A 25,824-nucleotide genomic window follows, 5' to 3' on the forward strand; every position below is an offset into this window, starting at 1 on the left:
AATGAAAAAGTTATTCATTTCAGTTTGTGCCGCCGGATTGCTTTTTTCCTGCGGCCAGAGTTCCAAAAACAAAACGGATAAAGTTTTAGATCAGAAATTTGATCGTTATAAAGACAACTTTGTAACTGGTTTATGGGAAACCTATCCGGGCTGGGCTTCTGCAGCAGGCTACCACAAACGGGACAGTATTTTAGTAGTTCCAAACGTCGAAGATGAAAAAAGACAACTGGACTTTGTAAATGACCAGTTAGATTCTTTGCAGAAATACAATGTTGAAAGTCTATCAGACAACAACAAAACAGATTTCCACATCATAAAAAACCAGCTTGAAGGCACCCTTTTTAGCATTAAAGAATTAAAATCGGCAGAATGGAATCCGGCTGAATATAATGTCTGTGGTGCTTTTGCAGAGATTCTAAACGGAAATTATGATTCATTAGAAGTCCGTCTCCGTGCTTTTAATTCAAAAATGAATAGTATTCCTGCGTATTACGAAGCTGCCAGGAAAAACATCAAAAACCCTACTATTGAACATACCGAACTTGCCATTGCCCAGAATACAGGAGGGTCTTCTATTTTTGAAGCCGATCTGAATGCTGCTCTGGAAAAAAGCAAATTGAGTGCCGTCGAAAAAAAAGCTATTCAGGACAAGGCTAAAATTTCGGTAAAAGCCATCCTGGATTACGCCGAATGGCTTAAAAAACTGCCGAATAAAACACCCCGTTCTTTTAGACTGGGAGCCGCTTTATATGATAAAAAATTCAATTTTGACATTCAGTCCGGTTATTCAGTTAAAGAAATTTACCAAATAGCGGTCGATCATAAAAAAGACCTGCATGACAAAATGTTTGTTCTGGCGGACAAACTTTGGACAAAATACAAAGGAAACCAGCCTAAACCGTCTAACAAACTGGAGCTGATTAAACAGGTTATTGATCAGATTTCGCTGCAGCATACCACCCCGGAAAAATTCCAATCGGAAATTGAAAAGCAAATTCCGGAACTTACAGCTTATGTCAAAGCCAAAGATTTACTGTATATAGATCCTTCTAAACCTTTGGTAGTCCGTAAAGAACCCGCTTATATGGCTGGAGTTGCCGGAGCCTCGATTTCTGCGCCAGGTCCTTATGATAAAAATGGCAACACCTATTACAATGTAGGAAGTATGTCGGGATGGACTGCTGAAAATGCCGAAAGTTACCTGCGCGAATACAACGACTATATCCTTCAGATTCTAAACATACACGAAGCCATTCCGGGACATTACACACAGCTGGTTTACAGTAATCAGTCTCCAAGTATCATCAAATCTATTTTAGGAAATGGGGCAATGGTAGAAGGCTGGGCTGTTTATGCTGAAAAAATGATGCTGGAAAGCGGTTATAAAAATTCAGATGAAATGTGGCTGATGTATTTTAAATGGAATTTAAGAACTACCTGCAACACCATTCTTGACATTAGTGTTCATACTAAAAACATGACGAAAGATGAAGCTTTGAACTTATTAATAAAAGAAGCATTTCAACAACAGGCAGAAGCAGAAGGAAAATGGAAAAGAGTTACTTTATCGCAAGTCCAGTTGTGTTCTTATTTCACAGGTTATACCGAAATTTACAATCTAAGGGAAGAACTTAAAAAGAAAGAAGGAGACCATTTTAATCTCAAAAAATTCCATGAAAAGTTCTTAAGCTTCGGAAGTGCTCCGGTTAAATACATCAAAGAGCTAATGCTTTCTAAAGAATAGATTTTAAATACGTTACCATAAAAAAGGTTTGACTTTTACATCAGAGTCAAACCTTTTTTATTTATTCTGTCACGACAACAAGCCGCTTACCATCAGAGACGGCTGCCTGCCATATTTTCTCTATATCCTGAAGACGAACCGTTTCAATATTGACTTTCAGTTTATCCTGCGAAGCCAGAAGAAACATTTCGGGAAGAATTTCTGAAAATAATAATTTCACTTCTTCTTTGGTCCAGCTTCCCAAACCTGATCCGGACAACTGCAGGTCAACACTTCGTAGAATCTGTGCTGACAACTGAATCGTATCGCCCGACATAGAACCTACCGAAACATAGCGGGTTCTGGGAGTAAAATTTCCGTTTCCTTTTAAAACAGAAAAAATAAGTTCAGCAGAGTGTCCCCATAAATAATCTATAACAATATCAATAGGGGAGTTTTGGTGAATTTCTTTTAATTGAGAAACAAACACAGTATCATCCTGTTTTAAAGAAAAAATTTCATCAGCACCTAATTCTAACAAACTTTGAAGCGTCTGTTCGTTTCTTCCTGTAACAATAATTTTTTGAGCGCCATAATGTTTCGCAATCTGAATTGCCATTTGTCCTGTAAACCCTGTTGCTCCGTTAATTAAAACTGTTTCTCCCGGCTGTATTGCGGCCCTGAAACGAAGTGCCATTGCCGAACCTGCCACAGCATTAGGCATTGAAGCCGCCGCCGCATAATCGATTCCCTCCGGTAACTTTACCATTCTGTTTTTCTCTACTAACGCTTTTTCGGCCATCGTACCCGAAACACCACGGGCATAAACCAGGGTTCCATCTTCTAACAAACCAACTCCGTCACTTCCCACTACAAATCCTTCCGGGTTATCATAGCCAGACGAATAATGATCTCCGCTGGCAATTCCTTTGTCCAGATTGGTAATCGCAACGGCTTTAACCGAAATTAAAATCTCATTTTGATTGGAAATAACCGGTTCTTTATATTCTGCGTATTTTGGCGATTCGCCTTTTTTATAAACTACAGCTGCTTTCATAATTCTATAAATATTAAAATTTTATGAAGCAAAATTATACTGTCGTTTTTCGACAGACGATAACATTTGTTATTAAATGAAATCTGTTTATTTTTTATGAACCAGTTTACTTTTTATACGGCTTAAATGAACTGTACTTACGCCCAGATAAGAAGCAATATAATGCTGCGGCACTCTCTGTACAATTTGAGGTTTCTCTTCAATTAAACTGCAATAACGTTCTGCAGGAGATTCTTTTATAAAAGAAAAAAAGTGTTTCATATAATCGAATGTTCTCTGAAAAAGCACATCAATCAGCCGATCACGCAATTCCGGAATCTCTTTGATTTCTTCAATAATAGTATCTACATCTTCTTTACGAATCCACCATAATACAGAAGGTTCTATAGTTTCAACAAATACCGGACTGGGAAATTGTTTTATAAAACTTTCGATAGAAGCTACGCTTTGATTTTCAAAAAAGAACTGCGAAGTCAGGTCTTTTCCGTTATTATTAAACCAGACTCTTATGCAGCCTTTTTCAATCACAAAGAGCTTTTTCGAAATTTCGCCTTCTTCCAAAAGAGTTGTTTTGGCTGGAACTTCTATACGATTAAAATATCCTGTATATTCAGCCCATTTTTCATCTGGTAAAGGAAATTTATCCCGGAATTGATCAAACATGATAGTAAATAATTTGAAGCTCTTCTGCTAATTTGTAATTAGTTGTAACCAGCAGATTATCACGCATTTTATAAACTTTATCGTCATCTCCTTTAAATTCCGAAGCACTTACAACCACTCGCATCTCATCTCATATGTTGTGTTAAACAAAAAAGTCTGTGGATATAAAATAGGCGTTTTACCTGCTTCATTCTGATTTAAAGAAATCACCTTTTCCCAGTTTATCTTAAAATCAGTAATCTGTTTTCCGAGTAATGGAATCCATTTTTCTTCATTAGAAACATCCCATTTCTGTTCATAATCATTAGGGGTTTCTTTTAGATCAATCTCTTTTGCATAAAGGCCGTAACTAAAAAACGTAATCCAGAATTACAATTTCACCATATATAACGCCCCGGATTGTTTCTCCCAAAAATAATTTTCTGCACATATCTTCAAAAACAATGTGTTCTTTGGTTAAAATCATTTAATTCGATTCTACCTCAAACAACTGCACCTGGCTTTTTAGACGGTCGATTAGCAAATTCATCATACGCTTGTTTAAACTGGAAGAATTTTTAATATAGGTTTCATATTCTTCAAGTGTAAAAAGCGCCATCACAATTCCTTTCAGGGAATTACGGAACTTAATATCTTTTTGAATGGAGTTCTCTATAGCCAGCAGCTTTTTCTCTACAGAATAAGAAAAAAAGTCCGGTTTGTTTTTGTTTACATAATTTACAAAAACTGCTATAAACAAATCATTCTGAAGTTTCAGTATTGGTCTAATCGTTTGATTCTGAAAGATCTCATCTGCTGAAGACTGAGCACTCACGGTTCCTAAAGTTTCGCCTCTGAATTCTTTTAAAAAAGTGTCCCTGTCTGCCATGTTTTTTATTTAAATTTAAGAAAAAATAAAATACAAAAAAATCTATTTTTGTCTTAAAGTTAATTAAATCCTATAAGAAATACGAGTTTGTTTTAGAAGAAAACTTATATTTCCTACCTAACTTACCTTATTCTAAAATTACAACTATGAACAAATTATCTTTTATTTTCCTTTTATCCGTTCTTATTTTGATTATTTCATGCAATTCCAAAGAGGAGAACCAATACAAAGAAGTATTCTATCAGGCGGTCAAAGACAAAGACACTGCTGTATTAGCCTTAAAGATTAGCGACAAACGTTTTTTCGGGCGTTACGAAATATCCTATTACGGAGTAGGGAAGGACTCCGGTGATGTGAGAGGTGACATAAAAGGAGACACTTTAAGAGGTGATTACCACTATATTTCAAATGGCGGAAGCTGGAAAAGAATCCCCTTGGCCTTACTCAAAAAAGATAAAAAACTAATCTCAGGAAACGGAGTAATCGGAACTTATATGAATCTTCCGTGTTTTATTCATGGTACATTAAGTTATAAAGATCCTAAGTTTGTTTTTGAAGAAGTTAAGAAGTAGTTTTTAGTATTCAGTTTTCAGTCGCAGTCACAGTTTTCAGTTATTAACTAAGGCTAAACACTGAGACTGAATACTGAGACTGAACACTAAAAAAACTACCTGTCCAGTCTTCCAATCTGCGACGGGAGTTCAAATATTTCAAGATCGAAATAAATCACAGAAGCCATTACATGATCGAAAATATCCGACATGATATATTCGTAATTTGCCCAGCGCTTATCACTCGAAAAAACATAAATTTCTAACGGAACACCATGCGCTGTAGACTGCAGCTGGCGGCACATGATATGCATGTTTTTATTCAGTCCGGGATGATCTAATAAATACTGCATAATGTATTTTCGGAACAAACCTAAATTAGTCATATTACGACCGTTAAGTAGAAGAGATTTATCAATTCCTCTAAGGTCATTGTATTTTTCAATTTCGGCCTGACGAGTTTCAATATAAGAAGTAATCAGCTGTATTCCCTTCATGTGATTTAAATCATCATTGTTTAAAAAACGAATACTGCTGCTTTTTATCAAAACATGTCTTTTAATACGTCTTCCGTCAGATTTCTGCATGCCGCGCCAGTTCTGAAACGAATCGGAACTTAGTGCATAAGTTGGAATCGTGGTAATCGTATTATCAAAATTTCGAACTTTAACCGTTGTCAGGTTAATTTCGATTACATCACCATCGGCACCAAATTTATCCATTGTTATCCAGTCGCCAATACGGACCATATCGTTAATAGCCACCTGAACACTAGAAACAAAACCTAAAATTGTATCCCTGAAAATCAGGATAATGATAGCCGAAAGTGTTCCTAAAATGGTTAATAATTCCCCTTTTTTGATTCCGAATAAAGTCGAAATAATCATCGCCACCCCAAAAATCCAGAGCACTATCATGATTACCTGTACAAAACTATCAATAGGTTTGTCACTGTATTCCGGTTTCTGCTTTAAATAATCGCGTAAAGCATTAAAAATCGTCCTGATAATCCATAAACTGATCAGAACGATATAAATACCCACAATTTTTCCAAAAAGCAGTTCCCAGTATTCGTATTTATCCAGAATAATGGGCACCGCTTTGTATATAAAGAAAAACGGGATTAAATAAGCGGTGTATTTGGTGGTTTTGTTGTGAATTAAATAGTCGTCAAATTTCGTTTTGGTTCGCTGGGCAAAAATCGCTGTCAGCGTAACCAGAACAAACTTCGCGGCATAATAGATAGCATATGCCAAAACCAGCATAAGAGCTATATTAATAATGAGACTGGTGTATGAAGCAAAATTGCGGCTCATTCCCCAGTCTCTGAAAAGCGGATATAAAAAATTAAATATTTTATCCAAAAGCTTATGCATTTGCTTTAGTTTCTAAATATTTTTTTTCTACATAAAAAGTTCCAAACGGAATTAAGGAAGCAATTAATATAATAGAGAACGTTTTTAAATCCCATTTTTGAGATTTTACTAATAAGAAAGCCAAAACAATGTAACCAATAAACAAAACGCCGTGTGTCATTCCCAGCGGTCGTAATAAAGTATGATAAAGTTCAGGATTATTAGTTTTGATAATAAGCATATTGGCAAATAAAACTAAATAGGAGATTCCCTCTAAAATTGCGGTAACTTTGAAAATCTTAAGCATGTAGATGTTTTTTGAGATTATACCCGCAAAATTAAGTATTATGGTTGGTTTTTAAGTTATGTCTCAGGAAAGTAATTTACTTTTGCATTCTTAAACTTTGATAATGAGCAAGCGCGATTTAAAAAAATATTTAGCCGATTTAACAAAAGAACAATTAGAAGAACAGCTGATAGAATTGTATGAAAAATTCAGTCCTGTAAAGGTGTATTACGATTTTGTTTTTAATCCGAAAGAAGACAAACTGCTGCAGGAATCTAAGGTTAAAATTTCACACGAATATTTTCCGGTTAAAAAGCCTAACGCTAAATGGCGTCCTAAAGCCAAAATGCGTCGTTCTGTAGCTCAGAAAATCATCAAACATTTTATTTCTTTAGGTGTTGACTCTTTTATTGTCGCCGATTTGATGTTTTATAATATCGAAATTGCGCAGACTTATTCTTCCGGTAATTTTATTAAACAGGAATTGTTTTACAAAAGCATATTTAATTCTTTTGAACAAGCGGTGAATTTTGTTATTTCTAACGGAATTCTGCCTGAATTTAAAGCAAGAATCCAGTCTATTTATCAAGAGATTTTGCAGCAAAAATGGAAAAACAAGTATGATTTTGAAGCAATTCTGGATAAAATTGACTTTTAAAAACACTTCCTATAAAAAATATTAGTTTAAAAAAAACATTTATTTTAGGTTAAAATAAGGTGAATAACTGTTTTTTAGATGTATTTTTGCAAAAATCCAAAAATAAACAATGTCTCAAAACACTTTAGAAATAGAAAGAGAAGAGAAAAAAGAACTTTATGCATACCAAAAAGGCGATATTGATGCCATTTTTGACCGCTTAGACAATGCTCCTCCAAAACATCATTTGTTATATCAACTGCCAACGGGAGGTGGAAAAACTGTGATTTTCTCAGAAATTGTACGTCGTTATTTATCCAACAATGACAAAAAAGTGGTGGTTTTAACACACCGAATCGAGCTTTGCAAACAGACTTCAAAAATGCTGAAAGGCTTTGGTGTCAGCAATAAAATAATCAACAGTAAGGTAAAAGAACTTCCGGATCAAAATGATTATTCCTGTTTCGTTGCGATGGTTGAAACCTTAAAAAACCGTATTAACGACGAAAAACTGCACCTGGACAATATTGGATTAGTAATTATTGACGAGGCGCATTATAATTCATTCCGAAAACTATTAAACTCATTTAAAAATGCTTTTATTCTGGGAGTTACAGCAACTCCTTTGAGTTCTAATATAAAACTGCCAATGCACCAGAGTTACGACGAACTTATCGTGGGTGACACTATTGGTTCATTAATTGACAAAGGATTTTTGGCCAGAGCCACAACATATAGCTATGATGTGGGACTGACTTCATTAAAAGTAGGTATTAACGGAGATTATACTGTAAAATCATCTGATGATTTATATACCAACTCTATGATGCAGGAAAAACTGCTTCATGCTTATACAGAACGTTCATTAGGTAAAAAGACTCTGATTTTCAATAATGGTATCCACACGTCATTATACGTGTACGATACTTTTAGAGAAGCAGGTTACGATATCAGACACCTGGACAACACCAGCAGTTCTGAAGAGCGTAAAGATATTCTACAATGGTTTAAGAAAACTCCGGATGCGATTTTAACTTCGGTAGGAATTTTAACTACCGGATTTGACGAACCAACCGTAGAAACCATCATTTTAAACAGAGCAACAAAATCATTAACGCTTTATTTCCAGATGATTGGGCGTGGATCCCGTAAACTGCCTGGTAAAGATGAATTTACAGTAATCGATTTAGGAAATAATGCCGCCCGTTTTGGTTTATGGAGCGATCCGGTTAACTGGCAGCACATTTTTAAATCTCCGGAATTCTATCTGGAAAATCTTAGAGATGATACCGAAATTGAAATGTATTTTAAATACAGCATGCCGGCTGAATTAAGAGCTAAATTTAGTAAAACAGCCGACGTATCGTTTGATGTAGATGAAGAACACAAACTGGCAATCAAACAAAACCTGCGTTCCAAAATTGTATTAGACAAATCACTGGAACAGCATGCTGCAATGTGTGTGGATAATACCGAATTGCTGCCGGAAGCCAAAGCACTTTCAAAAGAGCTGGAAGACGATATCGAAGACCGTATTAAACGTTTTGCCAAATGCTTAAGCCAGTGCAGTAAAAACTATCGTGAATGGCTTTTAGATGATTACAAGCAAAGATTAACGTTATTAATTGGTAAAAAATACCGTGAAAAAATAATGAACGAACCAGATTGATAATTTAAAGTTTTATTTGTTTCATGTTTCAAGTGGTTGGAACCTAAAATAATATTCTAAATTTAAAAAGGAGAAATAGCATTTCAAAGCAAATGTAGTTTCTCCTTTAAACTTATTAAGTTTTAGTGTAACTTGACACCTGAAACAAATAATAATCTGCAGCGAATCTAAAAATCTAATCCCGAAGTTTCGGGACTAAAATTAAAATCATGTCTAAACACTTCTCATCATTAGGACTTTCAGAACCAATTTTAAAAGCTTTAGGCGAATTAAATATTGTTGAACCAACTGAAATTCAGCAAAAAACAATTCCGCTAATAGTAGCAGAAAATCACGATGTTGTTGGTTTAGCCAAAACCGGAACCGGAAAAACGGCCGCTTTCGGACTGCCTTTGTTACAGCTGATTAACACAAAATCAACTGCTGTACAGGCTGTTGTTTTAGTTCCAACCAGAGAATTAGGACATCAGATTTTTAGAAATTTAAAAGATTTTTCAAAATACATCCCTGATATTTCCATTGCAGCTGTCTGCGGCGGAATCCCGATCAAACCTCAAATTGAGCGCCTTACATCGCCAACTCATATTATTGTAGCCACTCCGGGACGTTTAGTAGATCTGATTCAGAGAAAGGCTGTTGATTTAAAACAAACACAGTATTTGGTTTTAGACGAAGCAGATGAAATGGTTGCGATCCTGAAAGAAAGCCTGGATGAAATTTTAGCCGAAATTCCTAAAAAACACCGCACTTTATTATTCTCAGCAACACTGCCGGGAACTATCAAACAGCTGGTTCAGAACTACCTGAACAAAAATGCCATTCAGGTAAGTGCCAGTATGGAAACCACAGGAAATCAAGAAATTGACCATCAATATATTGTCGTTGATCCGATTGAAAAACTAGATGTTTTAATGCATTTTTTAAATTCAAGAGAAGGAGAAAGAGGAATTATTTTCTGTAAAACCAAAGCTGCCGTTAACAAACTGGCTAAAAATCTGGCTATAAACCGCTTTTCTTCAGGAGCCATACACGGAAGTCTTACACAGGGAATCCGCGACCGTATTATGGAACAGTTTCGCGAAGGACATATCAACATCTTAGTAGCCACTGATTTAGCAGCCAGAGGAATTGACGTTAAAGAAATCGCCTACGTGGTAAACTACCATTTGCCGGATACTTATGAAGCCTATATTCACAGAAGCGGAAGAACAGCCAGAGCCGGAGCAAAAGGACTTTCACTAACCGTTTTGCAGCAGGAAGAAGTTTTTGAAGTTGCTGATTTCGAAAGAGAACTAGGACTTACATTTACCAAATTCGAAAAACCTTCGGCTTTAAGTATCGAAGAAAACAATACCCTTTTATGGGCAAAACAAATCTTTAAAACAAAACCAAATCACGATATCTCTGCTGATCTAAAAGCTAAAGTAAAAACCGTTTTTCATCATTTAACGAAGGACGAACTAATCGAAAAATTAATGGCTAATTATATTTTGCAGAACAAAATCGATATAGTTGATAAATCAGTTAAAAAAAGCAAAAAGTAGCAAACATGACTTTTGTCATTGTTTATTAAAGTTGTACTTTTATAAGGAATTATTCTATAATCCTACTTAATAAACAACATATATGAACATAGTCATAATTGGAGGTGGTTTTGCCGGACTTAATCTGGCAAAAGAACTTGTAAACCACCCGGATATACAAGTAACCCTTGTAGACAAAAACAATTACAATTTTTTTCCTCCGCTTATATATCAGGTTGCCACTGCTTTTTTGGAACCATCCAGTATCAGTTATCCTTTCAGAAAGTTTTTTGCTGGTAAAAAGAACCTGCAGTTTCGTTTAGGGGAATTACTGTCTGTTGTTCCTGCCGAGAATAAAATCATCCTGAACAACGGTGAATTAGCCTACGACCATCTTGTTTTTGCCACTGGAGCCGAAACAAGTTATTTTGGTATGGAAAACGTGATGAAAAACGCCATTCCGATGAAAACCTTAAATGATGCCATCGAAATGCGAAACACACTTCTTAAAAACCTCGAAAAAGCTGCGATCTGTAAAGATATGCGTAAACGCCGCAAATTGTTAACGATTGTAGTAGCAGGGGGAGGCCCGACAGGAGTAGAAGTTTCCGGAATGTTTGCCGAAATGAGAAAAAGTATTCTGCTTAAAGAATATCCGGAATTAGACACCTCTGCCAGCAATGTGTATCTTGTAGACGGCGGCGACGCTCTTCTGGCACCTATGAGCAAAGAATCGCAAAAAGACACTTTAGAAGCACTGACCAAATTAGGCGTGGTTGTAAAATTAAACACTAAAGTGGTTGATTATGTAGACGATACTGTATTCTTTGAAAATGGAGAAACTATTAAAACCAAAAACTTAATCTGGGCAGCCGGAGTTTCGGCCAAAATTTTTGAAGGAATTCCAAAAGAAAGCTATGGCCGCGGCCGACGCATGGCTACAGATCAATATAACAAAGTAAACGGACTCGAAAACATATACGCTATTGGTGATACCGCAATTCTGGCCGGAGATAAAAATTTCCCGGACGGACACCCGCAGGTAGCGCAGGTAGCTATTCAGCAGGGAATAAACTTAGCCAAAAACTTTAAAGCAATAACTAAAAATAAAGCTCTTACACCGTTTACGTATAAAGACAAAGGTTCTATGGCTATTATCGGAAAAGCCAAAGCAGTAGTTGATTTACCTAGTCCAAAATGGCACTTTAAAGGTTTCTTTGCCTGGATCATCTGGCTGTTTATACACCTTATTTCTTTAATAACTTACAGAAACAGACTCAATACTTTCTGGAACTGGATGGTAGCATATTTTGCCAGAGATCAGTCTCTTAGAATGATCATCAGACCGGATAAAAGAAACTAAATATTAAATACTAAATTTCAATATTTTAAATTCCAAATCCAAAAAAAAGAGAATCTCCTTGAGATTCTTTTTTTTTTTTACTCCACAAAATTGGAATTTTAAAATATTGGAATTTAAATTACTTCATATTAATGTCCAATCGTTATATCATCACCCGATAATTCTACTTTGTTTTTAATAAATCGTTTCCCGATATTTAAAACAATAAAAGCGATAATTGTTGTAGTAGTCATAATTGCTACCATTGGCGCTATAGAATCTTTTACAAAAACACCAATCACAAACGAAGCCAGAGCTCCAATTCCTAACTGAATAGCTCCCATTAAAGCAGAAGCACTTCCGGTATTTTTGGCAAATGGCGCCAAAGTTAATCCTGCCGTATTGGGGTTTGAAATCCCGAGACAAGCCAAAAACAGAAATAACATTCCGATAGTTTCATACAATCCCAGCAGATCGTTTAAAGCCAAAATCAGGAAAATAATACTAATTACGGACTGTGAAATTAAAGCACCAAAAATCATCTGTTCGCTGGAAAATTTCTTTAAAAGCATCGAATTCAACTGACTCGAACCAATAAAACTAACCGACATCAGGGCAAAAATCCATCCATACGTTTTAGCATCTACCCTATAGATATCCATAAAAATGATAGGGGAGGCCGCCACATACGAAAATAAACCCGAAAAAGCGATGGCTCCCGTAAAAGGATACGTGTAAAACTGAGGTTCTTTAATAACACTCAAAAAGTTCGCAATAATAGGTTTTGGTTTTAATGAAATCGAAGAATCCGGTTTATAAGTATCCGGCAATCCAATTTGTGCCGAAACCATGATAAATAGTCCCATAAACATTAAGATCAGGAATACGGTATGCCAGCCAAAATCTGCCGTAACATAACCGCCAATTGTAGGCGCCAGCATAGGCGAAAGCCCAACCACAAGCATTAATAAGGAGAATACTTTTGGAATATCTTTTACAGGAAATAAATCACGAACCATAGCCACTGAAGCCACAGTAGCAGCACAGCTTCCGATAGCCTGAATAAAACGCAAAAATATAAACGAATCAATATCAGCCACATAAATACAGCCTAATGAAGCTAAAATATAAACAAGCAGTCCAATAAACAAAGGTTTTTTACGTCCAAAACGGTCCAGTAATGGTCCGTAAAGCAATTGTCCCGCTGAGATCCCGATAAAATAACTCGATAAACTCATAGAAACTTTAGCAACAGTAGTATTCAGGTCTTTAGCAATATCAGAGAAACCAGGCAGGTACATATCTATTGAAAACGGGCCAAGTGCCGTTAAAGAACCTAAAATCAGGATAAGGGTAATGTGTTTTTTTGTTGTCATTTTCTTAAAAAAAGGCTTATAATTTTCTGCAAAGGTAAAGATTTCATAACTTGTAGAGTATTGAATGCATTTAATATCTAAAACAGAACTTTATTAATCTTAAAAACTAAAAAATTATGAAGAAATACATTTTGTTATTAGCGATTATTTTTACGTCCGCTTCATTTGCGCAAACCATCACATCCAAAAAAGAAGATGTCGATGTAGGACAATACGATTTACTGCAAAAAGTAAATCAGTATTATCCGGATATTACCGTAAACAAAACGATTACCAATTTTTATGCAGATGGAAAAATCATCGATTCGCAGCAGGAATTTGATTTAGCGGGAACTAAATTTTCCAGTTACAAAATTGGAATTGAACCCGACAACAAAAAACTGCTCTATGAATATGTTTCCGATGAAACCGGCAAAGTGTATGGCGACGTTTCCATTTTTAAAGGAAATGCACTAAGAACGACCTTCTCAGAAAAAACAAATCAGATCGAAGTTTCTCTTAACGGAAAATCCGTTTATTTGAAAAAATTAAAATAAATTTTCAAATACGGGAAATATGAAGCATCACAATACTACGTGATGCTTTTTTTCGTTTATATTTGATCGATATTTTTACCGTATTTAAATTCTATGAAAAAAATTCTTTTATTACTGCTTCTGGTAAATTTCCAGTCTTACTCACAAACCAACAAATTTACCGGTACCTGGGGATCTCAAAAATGTAAAGATTGCAAAAAAGACTATTTTTTGACCATTACCATGGCGCAGTCCAATTATAAGATTTCCGGAACAGCAGAAGTTACAAGTGAACATAAAGAATTAAATTCCGGAGTTTTGGATATTTCAGGATATGTATATCCTTTAGGCGACAGAGCTCAAATAAAAATCATTGCAAAAGACGGATCAGCTTCGAGTGCTATTTTAATGATCGAAGACGGTGTAATACAGTTTACCAAACGAGGCGGTCAGGATTTAGTACCCGCAGAATTAATTTTGAAGAAATTATATGAATAGATAATTATTTTTTCTGAATCAGTCTCTCCAGCGTTTCAATCATTTCTTTCTGCTGCTGAAGCATACGCTCGTAAAGCTCCACCATTTTATCAAGAGGGTTGAAGGTAGGCTGGTTATTAAAAAAAGCTGGTTGTTGACAATTCTCAAAAGAAGCATTATTTGAGATGATATTTACCGCTTGTTCCTCATCAAAGTTTTCAATTGCTTCTGCAGGAACTTTTAAGATTTTAGCAACTTGCTCTAAAATATCTCTTTCTACAGATTCTTTTTGCTCCAAAAGAGAGATTTTCTTTTGGCTCCAGTCGTCACCCAATTCATAGGCCAGAGCTTCCTGTTTGATGCCCAGCATTTCACGGAAACGCTTTATATTTCTGCCTTGATGTATTTTCTTGTCTGTCATGCTGCTGTCTGTCATAAATGTCAAATATAGGATTTTTACTTTAAAATAATAAAGTCGTACTGATAAATGTTATTTCTAACTTATGCATTTTTCAGAATAAAACATCTAAATACAGAATTTATAAGTTTATAAGGTTTGTCTTGTTTAGCGCCATAAAAAAACAGCATGGAAAATATCAAGAAAAAGCAATTATTAGAAACACGCCGAATTACAGTCTGCAACAAAACACTAGATACCAAAAAGAATAATCCGATAATTACAATAACCGGAAAATGGCTTGGAGATTGCGGTTTTAAAGGCGGCGATAAACTTGCTTTGAAAATTTATAAAAAGAAAATTGTTATCGAAATTGAAATTCCAGGAGAGGAGTTTTATAAAAGATAAGCCTTCGTGCTGATTTACAAAGACTTATTATTCACTGAATGCATAAAATCTTCTATATCAATTTTAAAATCAAACACATCGTTACCAACTAATACAGCGTTAATTATACTTTTCTTCTCATCAAGTTCTATTCTATGTGCAAAATCGAACAACCAATCTTTATCAATACCTTTGTCTTTTTCGTATATAAAAATATTATTTCGTTTTAATTGTATTCCTTTTTCAGTAATATTCCAATTTTCAATAAAGTCGATATTTTTTATATTTCCCATTTTATATTTATTAGTTTTATTTTCTGAAATTTAATAAATTTTGTTCAGGGATAAAAAGAATAAATCATAAAATAATTTAACTTTCAACAAAACTTAAAAGGATTCTCATTCATTTTTAATTGTTTTAAGAAGTGATATTTACAAGGAATCAAACCTAAAGATTTTAAAGAAAAAGAGTTTACGGTTTTATGCAACGTTTTAAAATCGAAATACTTTATATTCGCAAAAAATAGAAATAAACTAAAATCATGATAATATTTATTGAAACAGTTGTTATATCAGCAGTTGAAGCTGTAAAAACACAATCAAATGATACTTTAGAAATTCTAAGTAAAATCAACGAATTTTACGACTCTTCCTGGAATAAATTACTATATCTTTTAACTGGAGCTTTTGGTGTACTTGGTATCATTGTGCCTCTTTATATTCAACATTTCCAGGCAAAAATTTTAAAAGCAAGTGAAAATGAAATTGCTAACAAAGTAAAAGAAACTTTAGAACAACAATTCAATAAAAAAATTGAGGAAAAAATAGCCGAATTTAAAGAAGAAACAGAAAGAAATCACAATTTATTCAGTGCATTATTTTTGCAATTTAATGCAGACAAACTGTTAGAAAAAGATGATTATTACCAAGCTATAATAGATTACAATGGATCCGTTGGTTATTATATATTATGTGAAGACTTAGGAGGTATAAGTATTGTTCTCGACAACTTATATAATTGTGTGAATAAATTATCAGAAATTGAATTACGAAAATTAAAAAATGACAAAGGTATAAGTTTATTAAAAAATCTAAAAGGCATCTATAATATAAATAATTCCTCAATTTTAAAAGATAAAATCATTTCAATAAAAAATTTACTAGAGTAAAAGTTAACAATCATTTGGTAATTTATATAGTAAGCCTGATTTTACGAATCCTACTATACAAGCACCGTTATATTATTTTGACCTATAATTTATATTATGTAAAATAGAAATTATAACAAATAGTTCTTCTGGAGTACTCTTTGCTACAGCTTTTGCAGTTTATCAAGCCCTTATACTTCTCGTATTTGAAAAATAAAAATAAATCAATTCAAAAATGAATAATTTGGTTTGATAAAATCTTAAAAACGAAAATGTAAACACTATAAAATCAAATGATTATTCAAATTTAAAATACTAAAAAAGCATTTTGAAGCCCTGAATTCAGTAATTCTTAACATTTCTTTAAAATAATCAGATTCTGATCCAGATGCTTTCATTGTAAGACTTTATTTTATTATTTTTACATGAATATTCTAAAAAAATATTATTACTTATATGAATACAATTGCTGAGCATATTGCAGATTTTTTAAAAGAATACCCGCCGTTTGATAATTTAACTTTTCAGGAATTATCAGATATTGCTACCAATATCCGTGTTATCAATTTAGAAAAACATGCCGTATTGTTTCAAAATAATGATCCTCTGCACGATAGTTTTTATGTTGTAGCTTCCGGAATTATCAATCTAACTACAATTGCCGATGCTGAGGAAACTATTATCAATAAATGCCATGAAGGAGATATTTTTGGTTTACGCCCGTTTTTTGCCAAAAATAACTATATGATGACCGCAAAAGCACGTGAAGAAAGTATTATTTATGCTATTCCTATCGCTGTGTTCAGACCTTTTGTAGCCAATAATTCGGATGTTTTAAACTTTTTACTCGAAAGTTTTGCCATAAATTCAAGACATACTAAGGATAATGCACGTTCTAACGGTAAATTAGATACTGATAATGTTTTTATTGACCAGCAGTCTGAAATACAATTTATTCAGTCTCTTACCTATAATAATTCGCCATTAACCACTGAATCTCATCATATTGTAAAAGATGTTGCCATTTTAATGACCGAATCGATGGTAGATAACATCATTGTTTGCGAAAAGAACCACCCAATTGGTATTGTAACCCATGCCGATCTGGCTTCTAAAATTGCAACCGGACGTTATCCTATTTCTGAAACTATTGATAAAATTATGTCTTCGCCGGTAGTTACCGTTATCGAAAATGTCTCTCTGGCCGAAGCTCAGTTATTAATGCTGAAACATAATGTTTCCCATCTTTGTGTAACCAAAGACGGTACCAGTAAATCTAGTGTAAAGGGAATTATTTCAGAACACGATCTTGTTGTAGCACAAGCCAGTAACCCTGGTGTCTTAATTAAAGAAATTAAGCGTTCGCAATTACCTAAAGACCTGAAACAGATTCGTGACCGCCTCTCAGATTTGATCCAGAATTCGATCCAGAAAAACATTCCTATTTCTCACGTGAGCAATATTGCCAGCGAAATTAATCTGGCTATTATTAAACGTGCTGTAGAATTATCTATTTTAGATCTCGGCTCCCCTCCTGCCAGATTTGCCTGGCTGAGTATTGGAAGTCAGGGGCGTAAGGAACAACTATTATTAACGGATCAGGACAGCATTTTGATTTTTGAAGATGTCGCTCCGGAGAAATACAGAGAGGTTAAAGATTACTTTTTAAGACTGGCCAAACGTACGACTGCTATTCTTGAAAAAGTAGGTTACGAATATTGTCCAAACGGTCATATGGGAAGCAACATGTTATGGTGTAAGTCATTGAGCGACTGGACAAAACAATACAACAGCTGGATGAATACTCCAGGTGAAAACAGCAATGACTTAAGCAGTATTTTCTTTGATTATGAGATCGTTATAGGAGAACCAAAAATTGAAGAAGTAATCGAAAATGTGGTTTTTAAAAATGCTGTAAACAATACACTGTTTTTTGATTTCTTAGGAAATGATGCTTTAAAGAGAAACTCCCCTTTAAGCTTTTTCAAGAAATTTATTGTTGAAGAAGAAGGTCCGCACAAAGGCAAATTTGATATTAAAACCCGTGCTTTAATGCCTTTAATAGACAGTGCTCGTTTGTTAATCCTGAGCGCTAACATAAAAGGAATAAAAAATACGTATCTAAGATTCAAACAATTAGCTATTACAGATTCTAAAAACGCTGAAATATATTTAAGTTGTGCCGAAGCATTTCTGACACTTTCTAAGTTTAGAACTATGGAAGGTTTTAAAAATGACGATTCAGGGCAATACATCAATTTAAGAGAAATGTCTAAAACCGACAGAGAAAAGTTAAAAAATGCTTTAACCCCGATGAAAGACCTGGAGGAGCTAATAAAGAGTAAATTTCAACTTACACAATTCTCGTAAAATATGCTAGACTGGCTTAAAAACATTAACAAGGATTATCCGGAATTCTGGAAAGACTACCTGACTAAACTAGAAGCAAAACCAAGCAAGTTTGTAGTTTTATCTACTGAAACTTCAGGCTTAAATCCTAACAAAGATGTTATTTTATCTTTGGGAGCTTTTTCGGTTATGGATGATGGTATTGTAATCAAAGAGAACTTTGAAGCGGTTTTACTGCAGTATAAATTTTTGGAAGAAAACGGAATATCCAATGAATTTATCATTGAAAGTAAAATGAACAAAATGCCGGAAGCAGAAGCCATGGAAGCCTTTGTGAATTTTATTGGAAATGCGGTTTTGGTAGGTCATCATATTAATTTTGATATTGAAATGCTCAATGCTGCCCTCGAAAGATTAGACTGCGGCCGTTTAAAGAACGAAGCACTTGATATTGATGTTATGTACCGAAAATTAACGGATATTAATGATAAACAGTTTTCATTAAACGATTTATGTGAAATTTATAAGATCCCAAAAAGCGACAGAAACTCCTCTGCCGAAGATGCTTATAAAATTGGACTTTTGTTTTTAAAATTAAAATCAAGACTGGGAATTAAATAATTGTTCCTGAATTTTCAAATTAAAGACTATGAAAAAGCTTTTATTTATACTGTCGTTGCTGTTTTTTGCATCCACAGTTTTTGCGCAAAATCAGGAACCCTCATCAAAACGTATTTTGGGAAATTGGTATTCTAATACCAACCGAAACCTTAAATGGTCTTTTACACAGGACGGAAAAACATATATTTACCAAAACACAACAACAGTAATGCATAAATACAGCATTTCACACAGTTGTCAGAATTTTTCAGACAACACTGCTGAATTTATAACATTAAGAGACAAAGATGGTAACGAATTTTGTTTTAAAATAAACGGAATCAATGAGAATAAAAACGGTATTCTGTCGCTTACTAATTTGAGCAATATGCAGACTCTCATTTTTGTTAATGATGTCAATTTAAAAATAGCCCCCTAACAACATTATATATTCAAATATACAGAATACAAAAACAGCCTCTTAAAATTAAGAGGCTGTTTTTGTATTTATAGATTAGCTGATTAAGCAATTCTTTCTTTCATAATCTGCTCTACAACTTCAGGATTTAATAAAGTGGTTGTATCTCCAAAGTTAGAGAAATCTCCTTCTGCGATCTTACGTAGAATTCTACGCATGATTTTTCCGGAACGGGTTTTTGGTAAACCAGATACAAACTGGATTTTATCCAACTTAGCAATTGGCCCAATATGATCGGCAATATACTGATTGATCTCTTTTGTCAAATTCTCTTTATTTCGAACTTCACCAGTTTCTTTCAAAATAACGAAACCATACAAAGCATTTCCTTTAATCTCATGTGGGAAACCAACAATTGCAGATTCTGCAACTGCCTGATGTTCGTTAATAGCATCTTCGATTGGTGCTGTTCCTAAGTTATGTCCTGAAACAATAACCACATCATCTACTCTACCTGTAATTCTGTAATAACCCACTTCATCTCTTAAAGCGCCATCACCTGTAAAGTATTTTCCAGGGAAAGCAGAGAAATAAGTTTCTTTATAACGGTCATGGTTCCCCCAGATTGTTCTGGCAATACCCGGCCATGGAAATTTAATACACAAACTTCCTACTACCTGATTCCCTTCAATCTCATTGCGTTTTTCATCCATTAAAACCGGCTGGATTCCCGGTAATGGTAAAGTTGCATAAGTTGGTTTGGTTGGTGTTACGAAAGCAATTGGCGAAATCATAATTCCACCTGTTTCGGTCTGCCACCAGGTATCTACCACCGGACATCTCTTATCTCCTACGTGGTCATTAAACCAGTGCCACGCTTCCTCGTTGATTGGCTCTCCAACAGATCCAATAACTTTAAGTGATTTAAGAGGATATTTTTGAATATAATCTAAACTTTCTTTGGCTAACGAACGAATAGCTGTTGGCGCTGTATAGAATTGTGTGATTTTATGTTTTTCGATAATTTCCCAAAAACGGCTGAAATCAGGATAAGACGGCACTCCTTCAAAAATTACGGTTGTTCCTCCATTTAATAATGGTCCGTATAAAATATAGGAATGTCCGGTAATCCAGCCAATATCAGCTGTACACCAGAAAATATCATTTTCTTCGTGACTGAAAACATTTTTAAATGTATAAGCTGTATAAACCATATATCCGGCTGTGGTATGTACCATTCCTTTTGGTTTTCCGGTTGATCCTGAAGTATATAAAATAAACAATGGATCTTCGGCATCCATGATTTCGGCTACACTGTTGTCAAGAGCAGCATCTAATAACGGCTGTAACCAGATATCACGACCTTCTTTCATTGCTACTTCAGTTTTAGTTCTTTTTACAACCAAAACTCTCGAAATAGACGGACAGGTTTCTAATGCTTCATCAACAATTCCTTTAAGGTCGATTGTCTTATTTCCTCTGTAACCTCCGTCAGAAGTAATTACCATTTTACATTCGCAATCATTAATTCTAGCCGAAACAGCAGAAGCAGAAAATCCGGCAAAAACTACAGAGTGAATAGCTCCAATTCTGGCGCAGGCCAATACTGCGACAGCCAGTTCGGGAATCATAGGCAGATAAATACAAACGCGATCTCCTTTACGAATTCCCTGCTCACGCAGTACATTCGCCATTTTTGAAACTCGTTCGTATAATTCGTTGTATGTTATATGTAATTCGCTTTCAGAAGGATCGTTTGGCTCAAAAATAATAGCCGTTTTATCTCCTCTTTTGCTTAAGTGTCTGTCAATACAGTTTTTGGTAATGTTAACTTTAGCATCCGTAAACCATTTTACTTCAGCTTCAGCCATATTAAAATCAACAACTTTTTCCCATTGCTGGTACCATGTAAAATTTTCTTCAGCTATTTTTCCCCAAAATTTCCTTGGTTCTCTTATTGACTTATTGTAATGTTTAAAATATTGTTCTAAATTTTCAATTTTATAATAACTCATAGTTTTGTTGATTTTTTTTATAAATGTATTAAATCTGCTTCTATTCTTAAAATTATTTAATTCATAAATTTTGTCAAATAAAAACATATAATAAATAAAATATACGTTTTTTTTGAAGTTATTCTAAAAAAAGACATTTCAAAGCAAAATGTAAATCACAAAAAAGGCATGACAAACAAATTATCACGCCTTTTTATTTAACAAATTTCAATAACAATTAATATTGTAATTCTGCATTACAATCTTCTGTCTATTTTGAAAATAGCAGCAGCTTTATTAATTTATACAGAAATTTCAACAAGTATATTTTTTGATCTGAAAAATATACCCCATTTTAGGGATCAGCTTCACTTAACTTGCTTGTATCACAGAAGTTAAGTGAATGCAAATATGCATCTATATCCATTTTCTTAATAAGTGCTTACTAATTCAAAATATTAATTCAAAACATTGATACAGAGCCAAATTCCACCACCTTTTAGATGTGGAAATTCCCAATTTTATTATCCAATTTTTTTCATTGCCGTCATAGACTCACGTAACCACGCTCCTACTTCTTCAATAGGGTGCTGACGAATTTCTTTGTTAACTGCAATTAAAACGGTATTATCAACTCCGTTTGCTGTTGAAAACGGTTTTCCAATAATATTAGTTTCTACTTTTTTCATGAATTCAGTTAATAACGGTTTGCAGGCGTGGTCGAATAAATAACACCCGTATTCCGCTGTATCTGAAATTACTCGGTTCATTTCAAATAATTTCTTTCTTGCAATTGTGTTAGCAATTAATGGTAATTCATGTAATGACTCGTAGTAAGCAGATTCTTCGATGATTCCTGCTTCTGTCATAGTTTCGAAAGCCAGCTCAACACCTGCTTTTACCATAGCAATCATTAAAACTCCATTATCAAAATATTCCTGCTCAGCGATTGGTGCTTCCTGTGGAGCTGTTTTTTCGAAATTAGTTTCTCCGGTTGCTGCTCTCCATTTCAATAAGTTAACATCATCATTAGCCCAGTCAATCATCATAGTTCTTGAGAATTCTCCTGAGATAATATCATCCTGGTGTTTTTGGAATAACGGACGCATGATGTCTTTTAATTCTTCAGCTAATTCGTAAGCTTCAATTTTTGAAGGATTATTCAAACGATCCATCATATTGGTAATACCACCGTGTTTTAAAGCCTCAGTGATCGTTTCCCATCCGTATTGAATTAATTTTGAAGCATAAGCTGCATCAATTCCTTTTTCAACCATTTTATCAAAACATAAAATAGATCCTGTTTGAAGTAAACCACAAAGAATAGTCTGCTCTCCCATTAAATCTGATTTTACTTCGGCTACGAAAGAAGATCTTAAAACACCTGCTTTATGACCTCCCGTTGCTACAGCGTAAGCTTTTGCCTGATCTAAACCAAATCCGTTTGGATCGTTTTCAGGGTGTACTGCAATAAGAGTCGGTACACCAAAACCTCTTTTATACTCTTCACGCACCTCAGAACCAGGACATTTAGGAGCACACATAATTACCGTGATATCTTTACGGATCTGCATTCCTTCTTCTACAATATTAAATCCGTGAGAATAAGACAAAGTAGATCCTTCTTTCATTAATGGCATAATAGCGTTAACCACAGAAGTATGCTGTTTATCCGGAGTAAGGTTACAAACTAAATCAGCAGTTGGAATCAACTCTTCATAAGTACCTACTTTAAATCCATTTTCAGTTGCATTTTTATAGGAAGCTCTTTTTTCAGCAATTGCATCTGCACGCAATGCATAAGAAATGTCTAAACCAGAATCTCTCATGTTTAAACCTTGATTCAAACCTTGTGCACCACAGCCTACAATAACAACTTTTTTTCCTGCTAAAGCCGAAATTCCGTCTGCAAACTCTGACTGCTCCATAAACTCGCAAACTCCAAGTTGCTCTAATTGTAATCTAAGTGGTAATGTGTTGAAATAATTTGCCATTTTGTTTTAAAATATTAATGAAATGAAATTTAATAATTAATTTATTTATAATTGGTTGTGATCACGTTATATCACATTTTATTTTATTATTTGAAGGTTTCTAACAATGATGAAATCTCCATTTTTTGTTTAGACACCGAAATTCTTCCGGAACGAACAAACTGCATTATTCCGTATGGCTTGAACTTTGCGTATAATTCTTCGATCTCTGAACGTCGTCCTGATTTTGAAATCACAAAGAAATCTCTCGAAACGGTCACGATGGTAGACTGGCTTTCTTTGATGATATTCTGAATCTGTTTTTCATCAAACAATAGACTTGAAGCAATTTTAAACAAAGCATTTTCCAGAAAAATCGTTTCTTCATCTGTATGATAAAAGGCTTTTATAACTTCAATTTGTTTTTCAATCTGGCCTACAATATTCTGAACCCATTTTTCTGTAGTATTTACTACAATGATAAATCTGGAAACATTTTCTATTTCTGATTCAGAAACATTTAGACTTAATATATTAATGTGACGCTTTAAGAATATTCCTGATATCCTGTTTAATAAACCCACGTTATTTTCTGAGTATACCGATATGGTGAATGTTTTATCTTCCATGTAATTTTTGTTTAAAGTTTTTTTTTGTTTCAGGTTTCACGTTCCAGCTTTAACTTGAAACTTTTAACCTGAAACATGAAACTTTTTTCTTTAGCTTAATCTAATTTCTGAAACACAGGCTCCTGTTGGAATCATTGGGAAAACATTGTTTTCTTTTTCAACAACAACTTCCAAAAAGTAAGAATCTTTTGAAGCCAGCATTTCTGCTACAGCTGCATCTAAATCTTCACGCTGTGTTACTTTTTTAGATTTGATATGATACCCTTCAGCAATTGCAATGAAATTTGGATTAATCATTTTGGTTGAAGCATATCGGTTATCAAAGAATAATTCCTGCCACTGACGAACCATTCCTAAGAATTCATTGTTTAAAACCACAATTTTTACCGGAACTTCTGTCTGAAAAATAGTTCCAAGCTCCTGAATTGTCATCTGGAAACCTCCATCACCAATAATCGCAACTACTTCACGCTCCGGTTTTCCCATTTTAGCACCAATAGCGGCAGGCAGAGCAAACCCCATAGTACCTAAACCTCCGGAAGTAATATTACTTTTGGTAGAATTGAATTTAGCATAACGGCAGGCAAACATCTGGTGCTGTCCCACATCTGAAACAATAATAGCATCTCCATTTGAATGTTTATTGATCATTTCAATAGTTTCTCCCATTGAAATACCCTTACCATTTGTTGGATTCAATTCTTCTTTTATTACTGAATCATACTCAATTTTACTTAATTCTTTAAATTCATTAAGCCATAAATCATGTGATTTTGCATCAAGCAGTGGTAATAAAGCTGTTAACGATTCTTTTACATCACCTAAAACAGCTATTTCTGTTTTCACGTTTTTATCAATTTCTGCCGGATCAATTTCGAAGTGAACTACTTTTGCCTGTTTGGCATAAGTATTCAGATTACCGGTCACACGGTCGTCAAAACGCATTCCGAAGGCAATTAAAACATCACATTCGTTAGTTAGTAAATTAGGAGCATAATTTCCGTGCATCCCAAGCATCCCCACATTCAAAGGATGATCTGTTGGTAATGCTGATAATCCTAAGATTGTCCAGGCAGCCGGAATTCCTGATTTTTCAAGTACCGCCTTAAACTCTTCTTCTGCCTGACCTAAGATAATTCCCTGGCCAAAAACGATCAATGGTTTTTTGGCACTATTAATTAAAGCAGCCGCTTCGGCCACTTTATCTAAATTTAATTTAGGTACCGGAACATAACTTCTGATTCCTGTACATTTTTCATAATTAAAATCAAACTCATCAAACTGAGCATTTTTAGTAATATCTACTAATACTGGCCCAGGACGGCCTGAACGGGCAATATAAAATGCTTTTGCCATGATTTCAGGAATTTGGGAAGCTTCAGTAACCTGAAAATTCCATTTGGTTACTGGAGTTGATATTCCGATAATATCTGTTTCCTGAAAGGCATCAGATCCCAGTAAATGTCTTCCAACCTGCCCGGTAATGCATACTAATGGAGTTGAATCGATTTGAGCATCCGCTATTCCGGTAACTAAATTAGTAGCTCCCGGTCCGGAAGTAGCAATAGCCACCCCTACTTTTCCTGTAGCTCTGGCATAACCCTGAGCTGCATGCGTTGCACCTTGTTCGTGGCGTACCAAAACGTGGTGTAATTGATCCTGAAATTTATATAATTCGTCGTAAACCGGCATTATAGCTCCACCCGGGTAACCATAAATTAAATCTACTCCTTCTGCTAATAAACATCTTATAACGGCTTCTGCCCCTGATATTTTCATAGTATATCTTTTTTTCAAAAATCAATATCAAAGTTCAATTTCAAAATTTATTGGTAATCTTTACTTCTAATCTTACTCAATCCTGATATTGTTATTGATATTGCAATTG

At 34.5% G+C, this 25,824-nt stretch carries 26 protein-coding genes; 13 read left to right on the forward strand and 13 right to left on the reverse strand.

The features are described 5' to 3' along the window. Nucleotide 1: 1 nt before the first annotated feature. Nucleotides 2-1,744: a DUF885 domain-containing protein gene (locus ACODST_RS02100; RefSeq protein WP_488930463.1), complete on the forward strand. Its 1,743-nt coding sequence runs from the start codon at nt 2-4 to the stop codon at nt 1,742-1,744. A gap of 61 nt (nt 1,745-1,805) precedes the next feature. On the opposite strand, the gene ACODST_RS02105 is transcribed toward ACODST_RS02100, so the two are convergent. From ACODST_RS02105 to ACODST_RS02120, 4 genes are all read right to left on the reverse strand, one after another. Further along, nucleotides 1,806-2,780 carry a quinone oxidoreductase family protein gene (locus ACODST_RS02105; RefSeq protein WP_488930464.1) on the reverse strand — a complete coding sequence of 325 codons (975 nt, stop codon included), beginning with the start codon at nt 2,778-2,780 and terminating at the stop codon, nt 1,806-1,808. Nucleotides 2,781-2,867: 87 nt separating this feature from the next. After that, nucleotides 2,868-3,443, reverse strand: a complete 576-nt coding sequence (locus ACODST_RS02110) for a Crp/Fnr family transcriptional regulator (RefSeq protein WP_488930465.1) — start codon at nt 3,441-3,443, stop codon at nt 2,868-2,870. Continuing rightward, complete coding sequence (locus ACODST_RS02115; RefSeq protein ID WP_488930466.1) at nt 3,436-3,567, reverse strand: hypothetical protein; 132 nt, start codon at nt 3,565-3,567, stop codon at nt 3,436-3,438. The genes ACODST_RS02110 and ACODST_RS02115 overlap by 8 nt, the downstream gene beginning before the upstream one ends. Before the next feature lie 342 nt (nt 3,568-3,909). Then, nucleotides 3,910-4,311, reverse strand: coding sequence for a glyoxalase (locus tag ACODST_RS02120; protein WP_488930467.1), 402 nt, complete (start codon nt 4,309-4,311; stop codon nt 3,910-3,912). A gap of 146 nt (nt 4,312-4,457) precedes the next feature. On the opposite strand from ACODST_RS02120, the gene ACODST_RS02125 reads away from it, so the two are divergent. Next, nucleotides 4,458-4,883 (forward strand): hypothetical protein, encoded by a 426-nt coding sequence (locus ACODST_RS02125; RefSeq protein ID WP_488930468.1) that lies wholly within the window; start codon nt 4,458-4,460, stop codon nt 4,881-4,883. A 95-nt stretch (nt 4,884-4,978) separates the two neighbouring features. Here the strand turns inward: ACODST_RS02125 and ACODST_RS02130 are convergent, their stop codons facing one another. Both ACODST_RS02130 and ACODST_RS02135 read right to left on the reverse strand, forming a co-directional pair. Continuing rightward, nucleotides 4,979-6,238 carry a mechanosensitive ion channel family protein gene (locus ACODST_RS02130; protein WP_488930469.1) on the reverse strand — a complete coding sequence of 420 codons (1,260 nt, stop codon included), beginning with the start codon at nt 6,236-6,238 and terminating at the stop codon, nt 4,979-4,981. Further along, a complete protein-coding gene (locus tag ACODST_RS02135) occupies nt 6,231-6,524 on the reverse strand; it encodes a DUF3817 domain-containing protein (RefSeq protein ID WP_488930470.1) in 294 nt (97 codons plus the stop codon). The genes ACODST_RS02130 and ACODST_RS02135 overlap by 8 nt, the downstream gene beginning before the upstream one ends. 103 nt (nt 6,525-6,627) lie before the next feature. Here ACODST_RS02135 and ACODST_RS02140 point away from each other — a divergent pair, with 103 nt between their 5' ends. From ACODST_RS02140 to ACODST_RS02155, 4 genes are all read left to right on the forward strand, one after another. Beyond that, on the forward strand, nt 6,628-7,161 hold the full coding sequence (locus ACODST_RS02140) for a DUF6155 family protein (RefSeq protein WP_488930471.1): 534 nt from the start codon (nt 6,628-6,630) through the stop codon (nt 7,159-7,161). A gap of 109 nt (nt 7,162-7,270) precedes the next feature. Next, the gene (locus ACODST_RS02145) at nt 7,271-8,809 is read left to right on the forward strand and encodes a DEAD/DEAH box helicase (protein ID WP_488930472.1); all 1,539 of its coding nucleotides are present in this window, start codon (nt 7,271-7,273) and stop codon (nt 8,807-8,809) included. A 209-nt stretch (nt 8,810-9,018) separates the two neighbouring features. Beyond that, nucleotides 9,019-10,353 carry a DEAD/DEAH box helicase gene (locus tag ACODST_RS02150; protein ID WP_488930473.1) on the forward strand — a complete coding sequence of 445 codons (1,335 nt, stop codon included), beginning with the start codon at nt 9,019-9,021 and terminating at the stop codon, nt 10,351-10,353. 82 nt (nt 10,354-10,435) lie between these two features. Further along, nucleotides 10,436-11,695, forward strand: coding sequence for an NAD(P)/FAD-dependent oxidoreductase (locus tag ACODST_RS02155; protein ID WP_488930474.1), 1,260 nt, complete (start codon nt 10,436-10,438; stop codon nt 11,693-11,695). Nucleotides 11,696-11,823: 128 nt separating this feature from the next. Here the strand turns inward: ACODST_RS02155 and ACODST_RS02160 are convergent, their stop codons facing one another. Then, on the reverse strand, nt 11,824-13,050 hold the full coding sequence (locus ACODST_RS02160) for a multidrug effflux MFS transporter (protein WP_488930475.1): 1,227 nt from the start codon (nt 13,048-13,050) through the stop codon (nt 11,824-11,826). A gap of 116 nt (nt 13,051-13,166) precedes the next feature. On the opposite strand from ACODST_RS02160, the gene ACODST_RS02165 reads away from it, so the two are divergent. Next, a complete protein-coding gene (locus ACODST_RS02165) occupies nt 13,167-13,586 on the forward strand; it encodes a hypothetical protein (RefSeq protein WP_488930476.1) in 420 nt (139 codons plus the stop codon). Nucleotides 13,587-13,679: 93 nt separating this feature from the next. After that, nucleotides 13,680-14,063: a hypothetical protein gene (locus ACODST_RS02170; protein WP_488930477.1), complete on the forward strand. Its 384-nt coding sequence runs from the start codon at nt 13,680-13,682 to the stop codon at nt 14,061-14,063. Nucleotides 14,064-14,067: 4 nt separating this feature from the next. Here ACODST_RS02170 and ACODST_RS02175 read toward each other — a convergent pair whose 3' ends face one another. Next, nucleotides 14,068-14,478: a helix-turn-helix domain-containing protein gene (locus ACODST_RS02175; protein ID WP_488930478.1), complete on the reverse strand. Its 411-nt coding sequence runs from the start codon at nt 14,476-14,478 to the stop codon at nt 14,068-14,070. Nucleotides 14,479-14,628: 150 nt separating this feature from the next. Here ACODST_RS02175 and ACODST_RS02180 point away from each other — a divergent pair, with 150 nt between their 5' ends. Then, nucleotides 14,629-14,847: a SymE family type I addiction module toxin gene (locus ACODST_RS02180; protein ID WP_488930479.1), complete on the forward strand. Its 219-nt coding sequence runs from the start codon at nt 14,629-14,631 to the stop codon at nt 14,845-14,847. Nucleotides 14,848-14,861: 14 nt separating this feature from the next. On the opposite strand, the gene ACODST_RS02185 is transcribed toward ACODST_RS02180, so the two are convergent. Continuing rightward, nucleotides 14,862-15,119 carry a hypothetical protein gene (locus tag ACODST_RS02185; protein ID WP_488930480.1) on the reverse strand — a complete coding sequence of 86 codons (258 nt, stop codon included), beginning with the start codon at nt 15,117-15,119 and terminating at the stop codon, nt 14,862-14,864. A 248-nt stretch (nt 15,120-15,367) separates the two neighbouring features. On the opposite strand from ACODST_RS02185, the gene ACODST_RS02190 reads away from it, so the two are divergent. From ACODST_RS02190 to ACODST_RS02205, 4 genes are all read left to right on the forward strand, one after another. Then, a complete protein-coding gene (locus ACODST_RS02190; RefSeq protein ID WP_488930481.1) occupies nt 15,368-15,994 on the forward strand; it encodes a hypothetical protein in 627 nt (208 codons plus the stop codon). A 435-nt stretch (nt 15,995-16,429) separates the two neighbouring features. Then, nucleotides 16,430-18,343, forward strand: coding sequence for a DUF294 nucleotidyltransferase-like domain-containing protein (locus tag ACODST_RS02195; protein ID WP_488930482.1), 1,914 nt, complete (start codon nt 16,430-16,432; stop codon nt 18,341-18,343). A 3-nt stretch (nt 18,344-18,346) separates the two neighbouring features. After that, nucleotides 18,347-18,943, forward strand: a complete 597-nt coding sequence (locus ACODST_RS02200; protein WP_488930483.1) for a 3'-5' exonuclease — start codon at nt 18,347-18,349, stop codon at nt 18,941-18,943. 28 nt (nt 18,944-18,971) lie between these two features. Next, nucleotides 18,972-19,361, forward strand: a complete 390-nt coding sequence (locus ACODST_RS02205) for a hypothetical protein (RefSeq protein WP_488930484.1) — start codon at nt 18,972-18,974, stop codon at nt 19,359-19,361. An 83-nt stretch (nt 19,362-19,444) separates the two neighbouring features. On the opposite strand, the gene acs is transcribed toward ACODST_RS02205, so the two are convergent. From acs to ilvB, 4 genes are all read right to left on the reverse strand, one after another. After that, the gene (gene acs / locus ACODST_RS02210) at nt 19,445-21,355 is read right to left on the reverse strand and encodes an acetate--CoA ligase (RefSeq protein ID WP_488930485.1); all 1,911 of its coding nucleotides are present in this window, start codon (nt 21,353-21,355) and stop codon (nt 19,445-19,447) included. A 503-nt stretch (nt 21,356-21,858) separates the two neighbouring features. Continuing rightward, nucleotides 21,859-23,328, reverse strand: a complete 1,470-nt coding sequence (ilvC, locus tag ACODST_RS02215; RefSeq protein WP_488930486.1) for a ketol-acid reductoisomerase — start codon at nt 23,326-23,328, stop codon at nt 21,859-21,861. Between the two features lie 86 nt (nt 23,329-23,414). Next, nucleotides 23,415-23,936, reverse strand: a complete 522-nt coding sequence (ilvN, locus tag ACODST_RS02220; protein ID WP_488930487.1) for an acetolactate synthase small subunit — start codon at nt 23,934-23,936, stop codon at nt 23,415-23,417. 90 nt (nt 23,937-24,026) lie between these two features. Then, nucleotides 24,027-25,715 carry a biosynthetic-type acetolactate synthase large subunit gene (gene ilvB / locus ACODST_RS02225; RefSeq protein ID WP_488930488.1) on the reverse strand — a complete coding sequence of 563 codons (1,689 nt, stop codon included), beginning with the start codon at nt 25,713-25,715 and terminating at the stop codon, nt 24,027-24,029. Nucleotides 25,716-25,824 lie beyond the last annotated feature (109 nt).

The organism is Flavobacterium sp. FG19 (genome assembly GCF_057809475.1).

What these genes read in the sequence shown, in the direction of transcription:
- ACODST_RS02110 (WP_488930465.1), bottom strand. Translation starts at nt 3,443, where the DNA reads ATGTTTGATCAATTCCGGGATAAATTTCCTTTACCAGATGAAAAATGG.
- ACODST_RS02190 (WP_488930481.1), top strand. Translation starts at nt 15,368, where the DNA reads ATGATAATATTTATTGAAACAGTTGTTATATCAGCAGTTGAAGCTGTA.
- ACODST_RS02165 (WP_488930476.1), top strand. Translation starts at nt 13,167, where the DNA reads ATGAAGAAATACATTTTGTTATTAGCGATTATTTTTACGTCCGCTTCA.
- ACODST_RS02135 (WP_488930470.1), bottom strand. Translation starts at nt 6,524, where the DNA reads ATGCTTAAGATTTTCAAAGTTACCGCAATTTTAGAGGGAATCTCCTAT.
- ACODST_RS02200 (WP_488930483.1), top strand. Translation starts at nt 18,347, where the DNA reads ATGCTAGACTGGCTTAAAAACATTAACAAGGATTATCCGGAATTCTGG.
- ACODST_RS02120 (WP_488930467.1), bottom strand. Translation starts at nt 4,311, where the DNA reads ATGGCAGACAGGGACACTTTTTTAAAAGAATTCAGAGGCGAAACTTTA.
- ACODST_RS02145 (WP_488930472.1), top strand. Translation starts at nt 7,271, where the DNA reads ATGTCTCAAAACACTTTAGAAATAGAAAGAGAAGAGAAAAAAGAACTT.
- ACODST_RS02170 (WP_488930477.1), top strand. Translation starts at nt 13,680, where the DNA reads ATGAAAAAAATTCTTTTATTACTGCTTCTGGTAAATTTCCAGTCTTAC.
- ACODST_RS02205 (WP_488930484.1), top strand. Translation starts at nt 18,972, where the DNA reads ATGAAAAAGCTTTTATTTATACTGTCGTTGCTGTTTTTTGCATCCACA.
- ACODST_RS02115 (WP_488930466.1), bottom strand. Translation starts at nt 3,567, where the DNA reads ATGCGAGTGGTTGTAAGTGCTTCGGAATTTAAAGGAGATGACGATAAA.
- ACODST_RS02105 (WP_488930464.1), bottom strand. Translation starts at nt 2,780, where the DNA reads ATGAAAGCAGCTGTAGTTTATAAAAAAGGCGAATCGCCAAAATACGCA.
- acs (WP_488930485.1), bottom strand. Translation starts at nt 21,355, where the DNA reads ATGAGTTATTATAAAATTGAAAATTTAGAACAATATTTTAAACATTAC.
- ACODST_RS02175 (WP_488930478.1), bottom strand. Translation starts at nt 14,478, where the DNA reads ATGACAGACAGCAGCATGACAGACAAGAAAATACATCAAGGCAGAAAT.
- ACODST_RS02125 (WP_488930468.1), top strand. Translation starts at nt 4,458, where the DNA reads ATGAACAAATTATCTTTTATTTTCCTTTTATCCGTTCTTATTTTGATT.
- ACODST_RS02195 (WP_488930482.1), top strand. Translation starts at nt 16,430, where the DNA reads ATGAATACAATTGCTGAGCATATTGCAGATTTTTTAAAAGAATACCCG.
- ACODST_RS02140 (WP_488930471.1), top strand. Translation starts at nt 6,628, where the DNA reads ATGAGCAAGCGCGATTTAAAAAAATATTTAGCCGATTTAACAAAAGAA.
- ACODST_RS02185 (WP_488930480.1), bottom strand. Translation starts at nt 15,119, where the DNA reads ATGGGAAATATAAAAAATATCGACTTTATTGAAAATTGGAATATTACT.
- ACODST_RS02155 (WP_488930474.1), top strand. Translation starts at nt 10,436, where the DNA reads ATGAACATAGTCATAATTGGAGGTGGTTTTGCCGGACTTAATCTGGCA.
- ilvB (WP_488930488.1), bottom strand. Translation starts at nt 25,715, where the DNA reads ATGAAAATATCAGGGGCAGAAGCCGTTATAAGATGTTTATTAGCAGAA.
- ACODST_RS02100 (WP_488930463.1), top strand. Translation starts at nt 2, where the DNA reads ATGAAAAAGTTATTCATTTCAGTTTGTGCCGCCGGATTGCTTTTTTCC.
- ACODST_RS02180 (WP_488930479.1), top strand. Translation starts at nt 14,629, where the DNA reads ATGGAAAATATCAAGAAAAAGCAATTATTAGAAACACGCCGAATTACA.
- ilvN (WP_488930487.1), bottom strand. Translation starts at nt 23,936, where the DNA reads ATGGAAGATAAAACATTCACCATATCGGTATACTCAGAAAATAACGTG.
- ACODST_RS02130 (WP_488930469.1), bottom strand. Translation starts at nt 6,238, where the DNA reads ATGCATAAGCTTTTGGATAAAATATTTAATTTTTTATATCCGCTTTTC.
- ilvC (WP_488930486.1), bottom strand. Translation starts at nt 23,328, where the DNA reads ATGGCAAATTATTTCAACACATTACCACTTAGATTACAATTAGAGCAA.
- ACODST_RS02150 (WP_488930473.1), top strand. Translation starts at nt 9,019, where the DNA reads ATGTCTAAACACTTCTCATCATTAGGACTTTCAGAACCAATTTTAAAA.
- ACODST_RS02160 (WP_488930475.1), bottom strand. Translation starts at nt 13,050, where the DNA reads ATGACAACAAAAAAACACATTACCCTTATCCTGATTTTAGGTTCTTTA.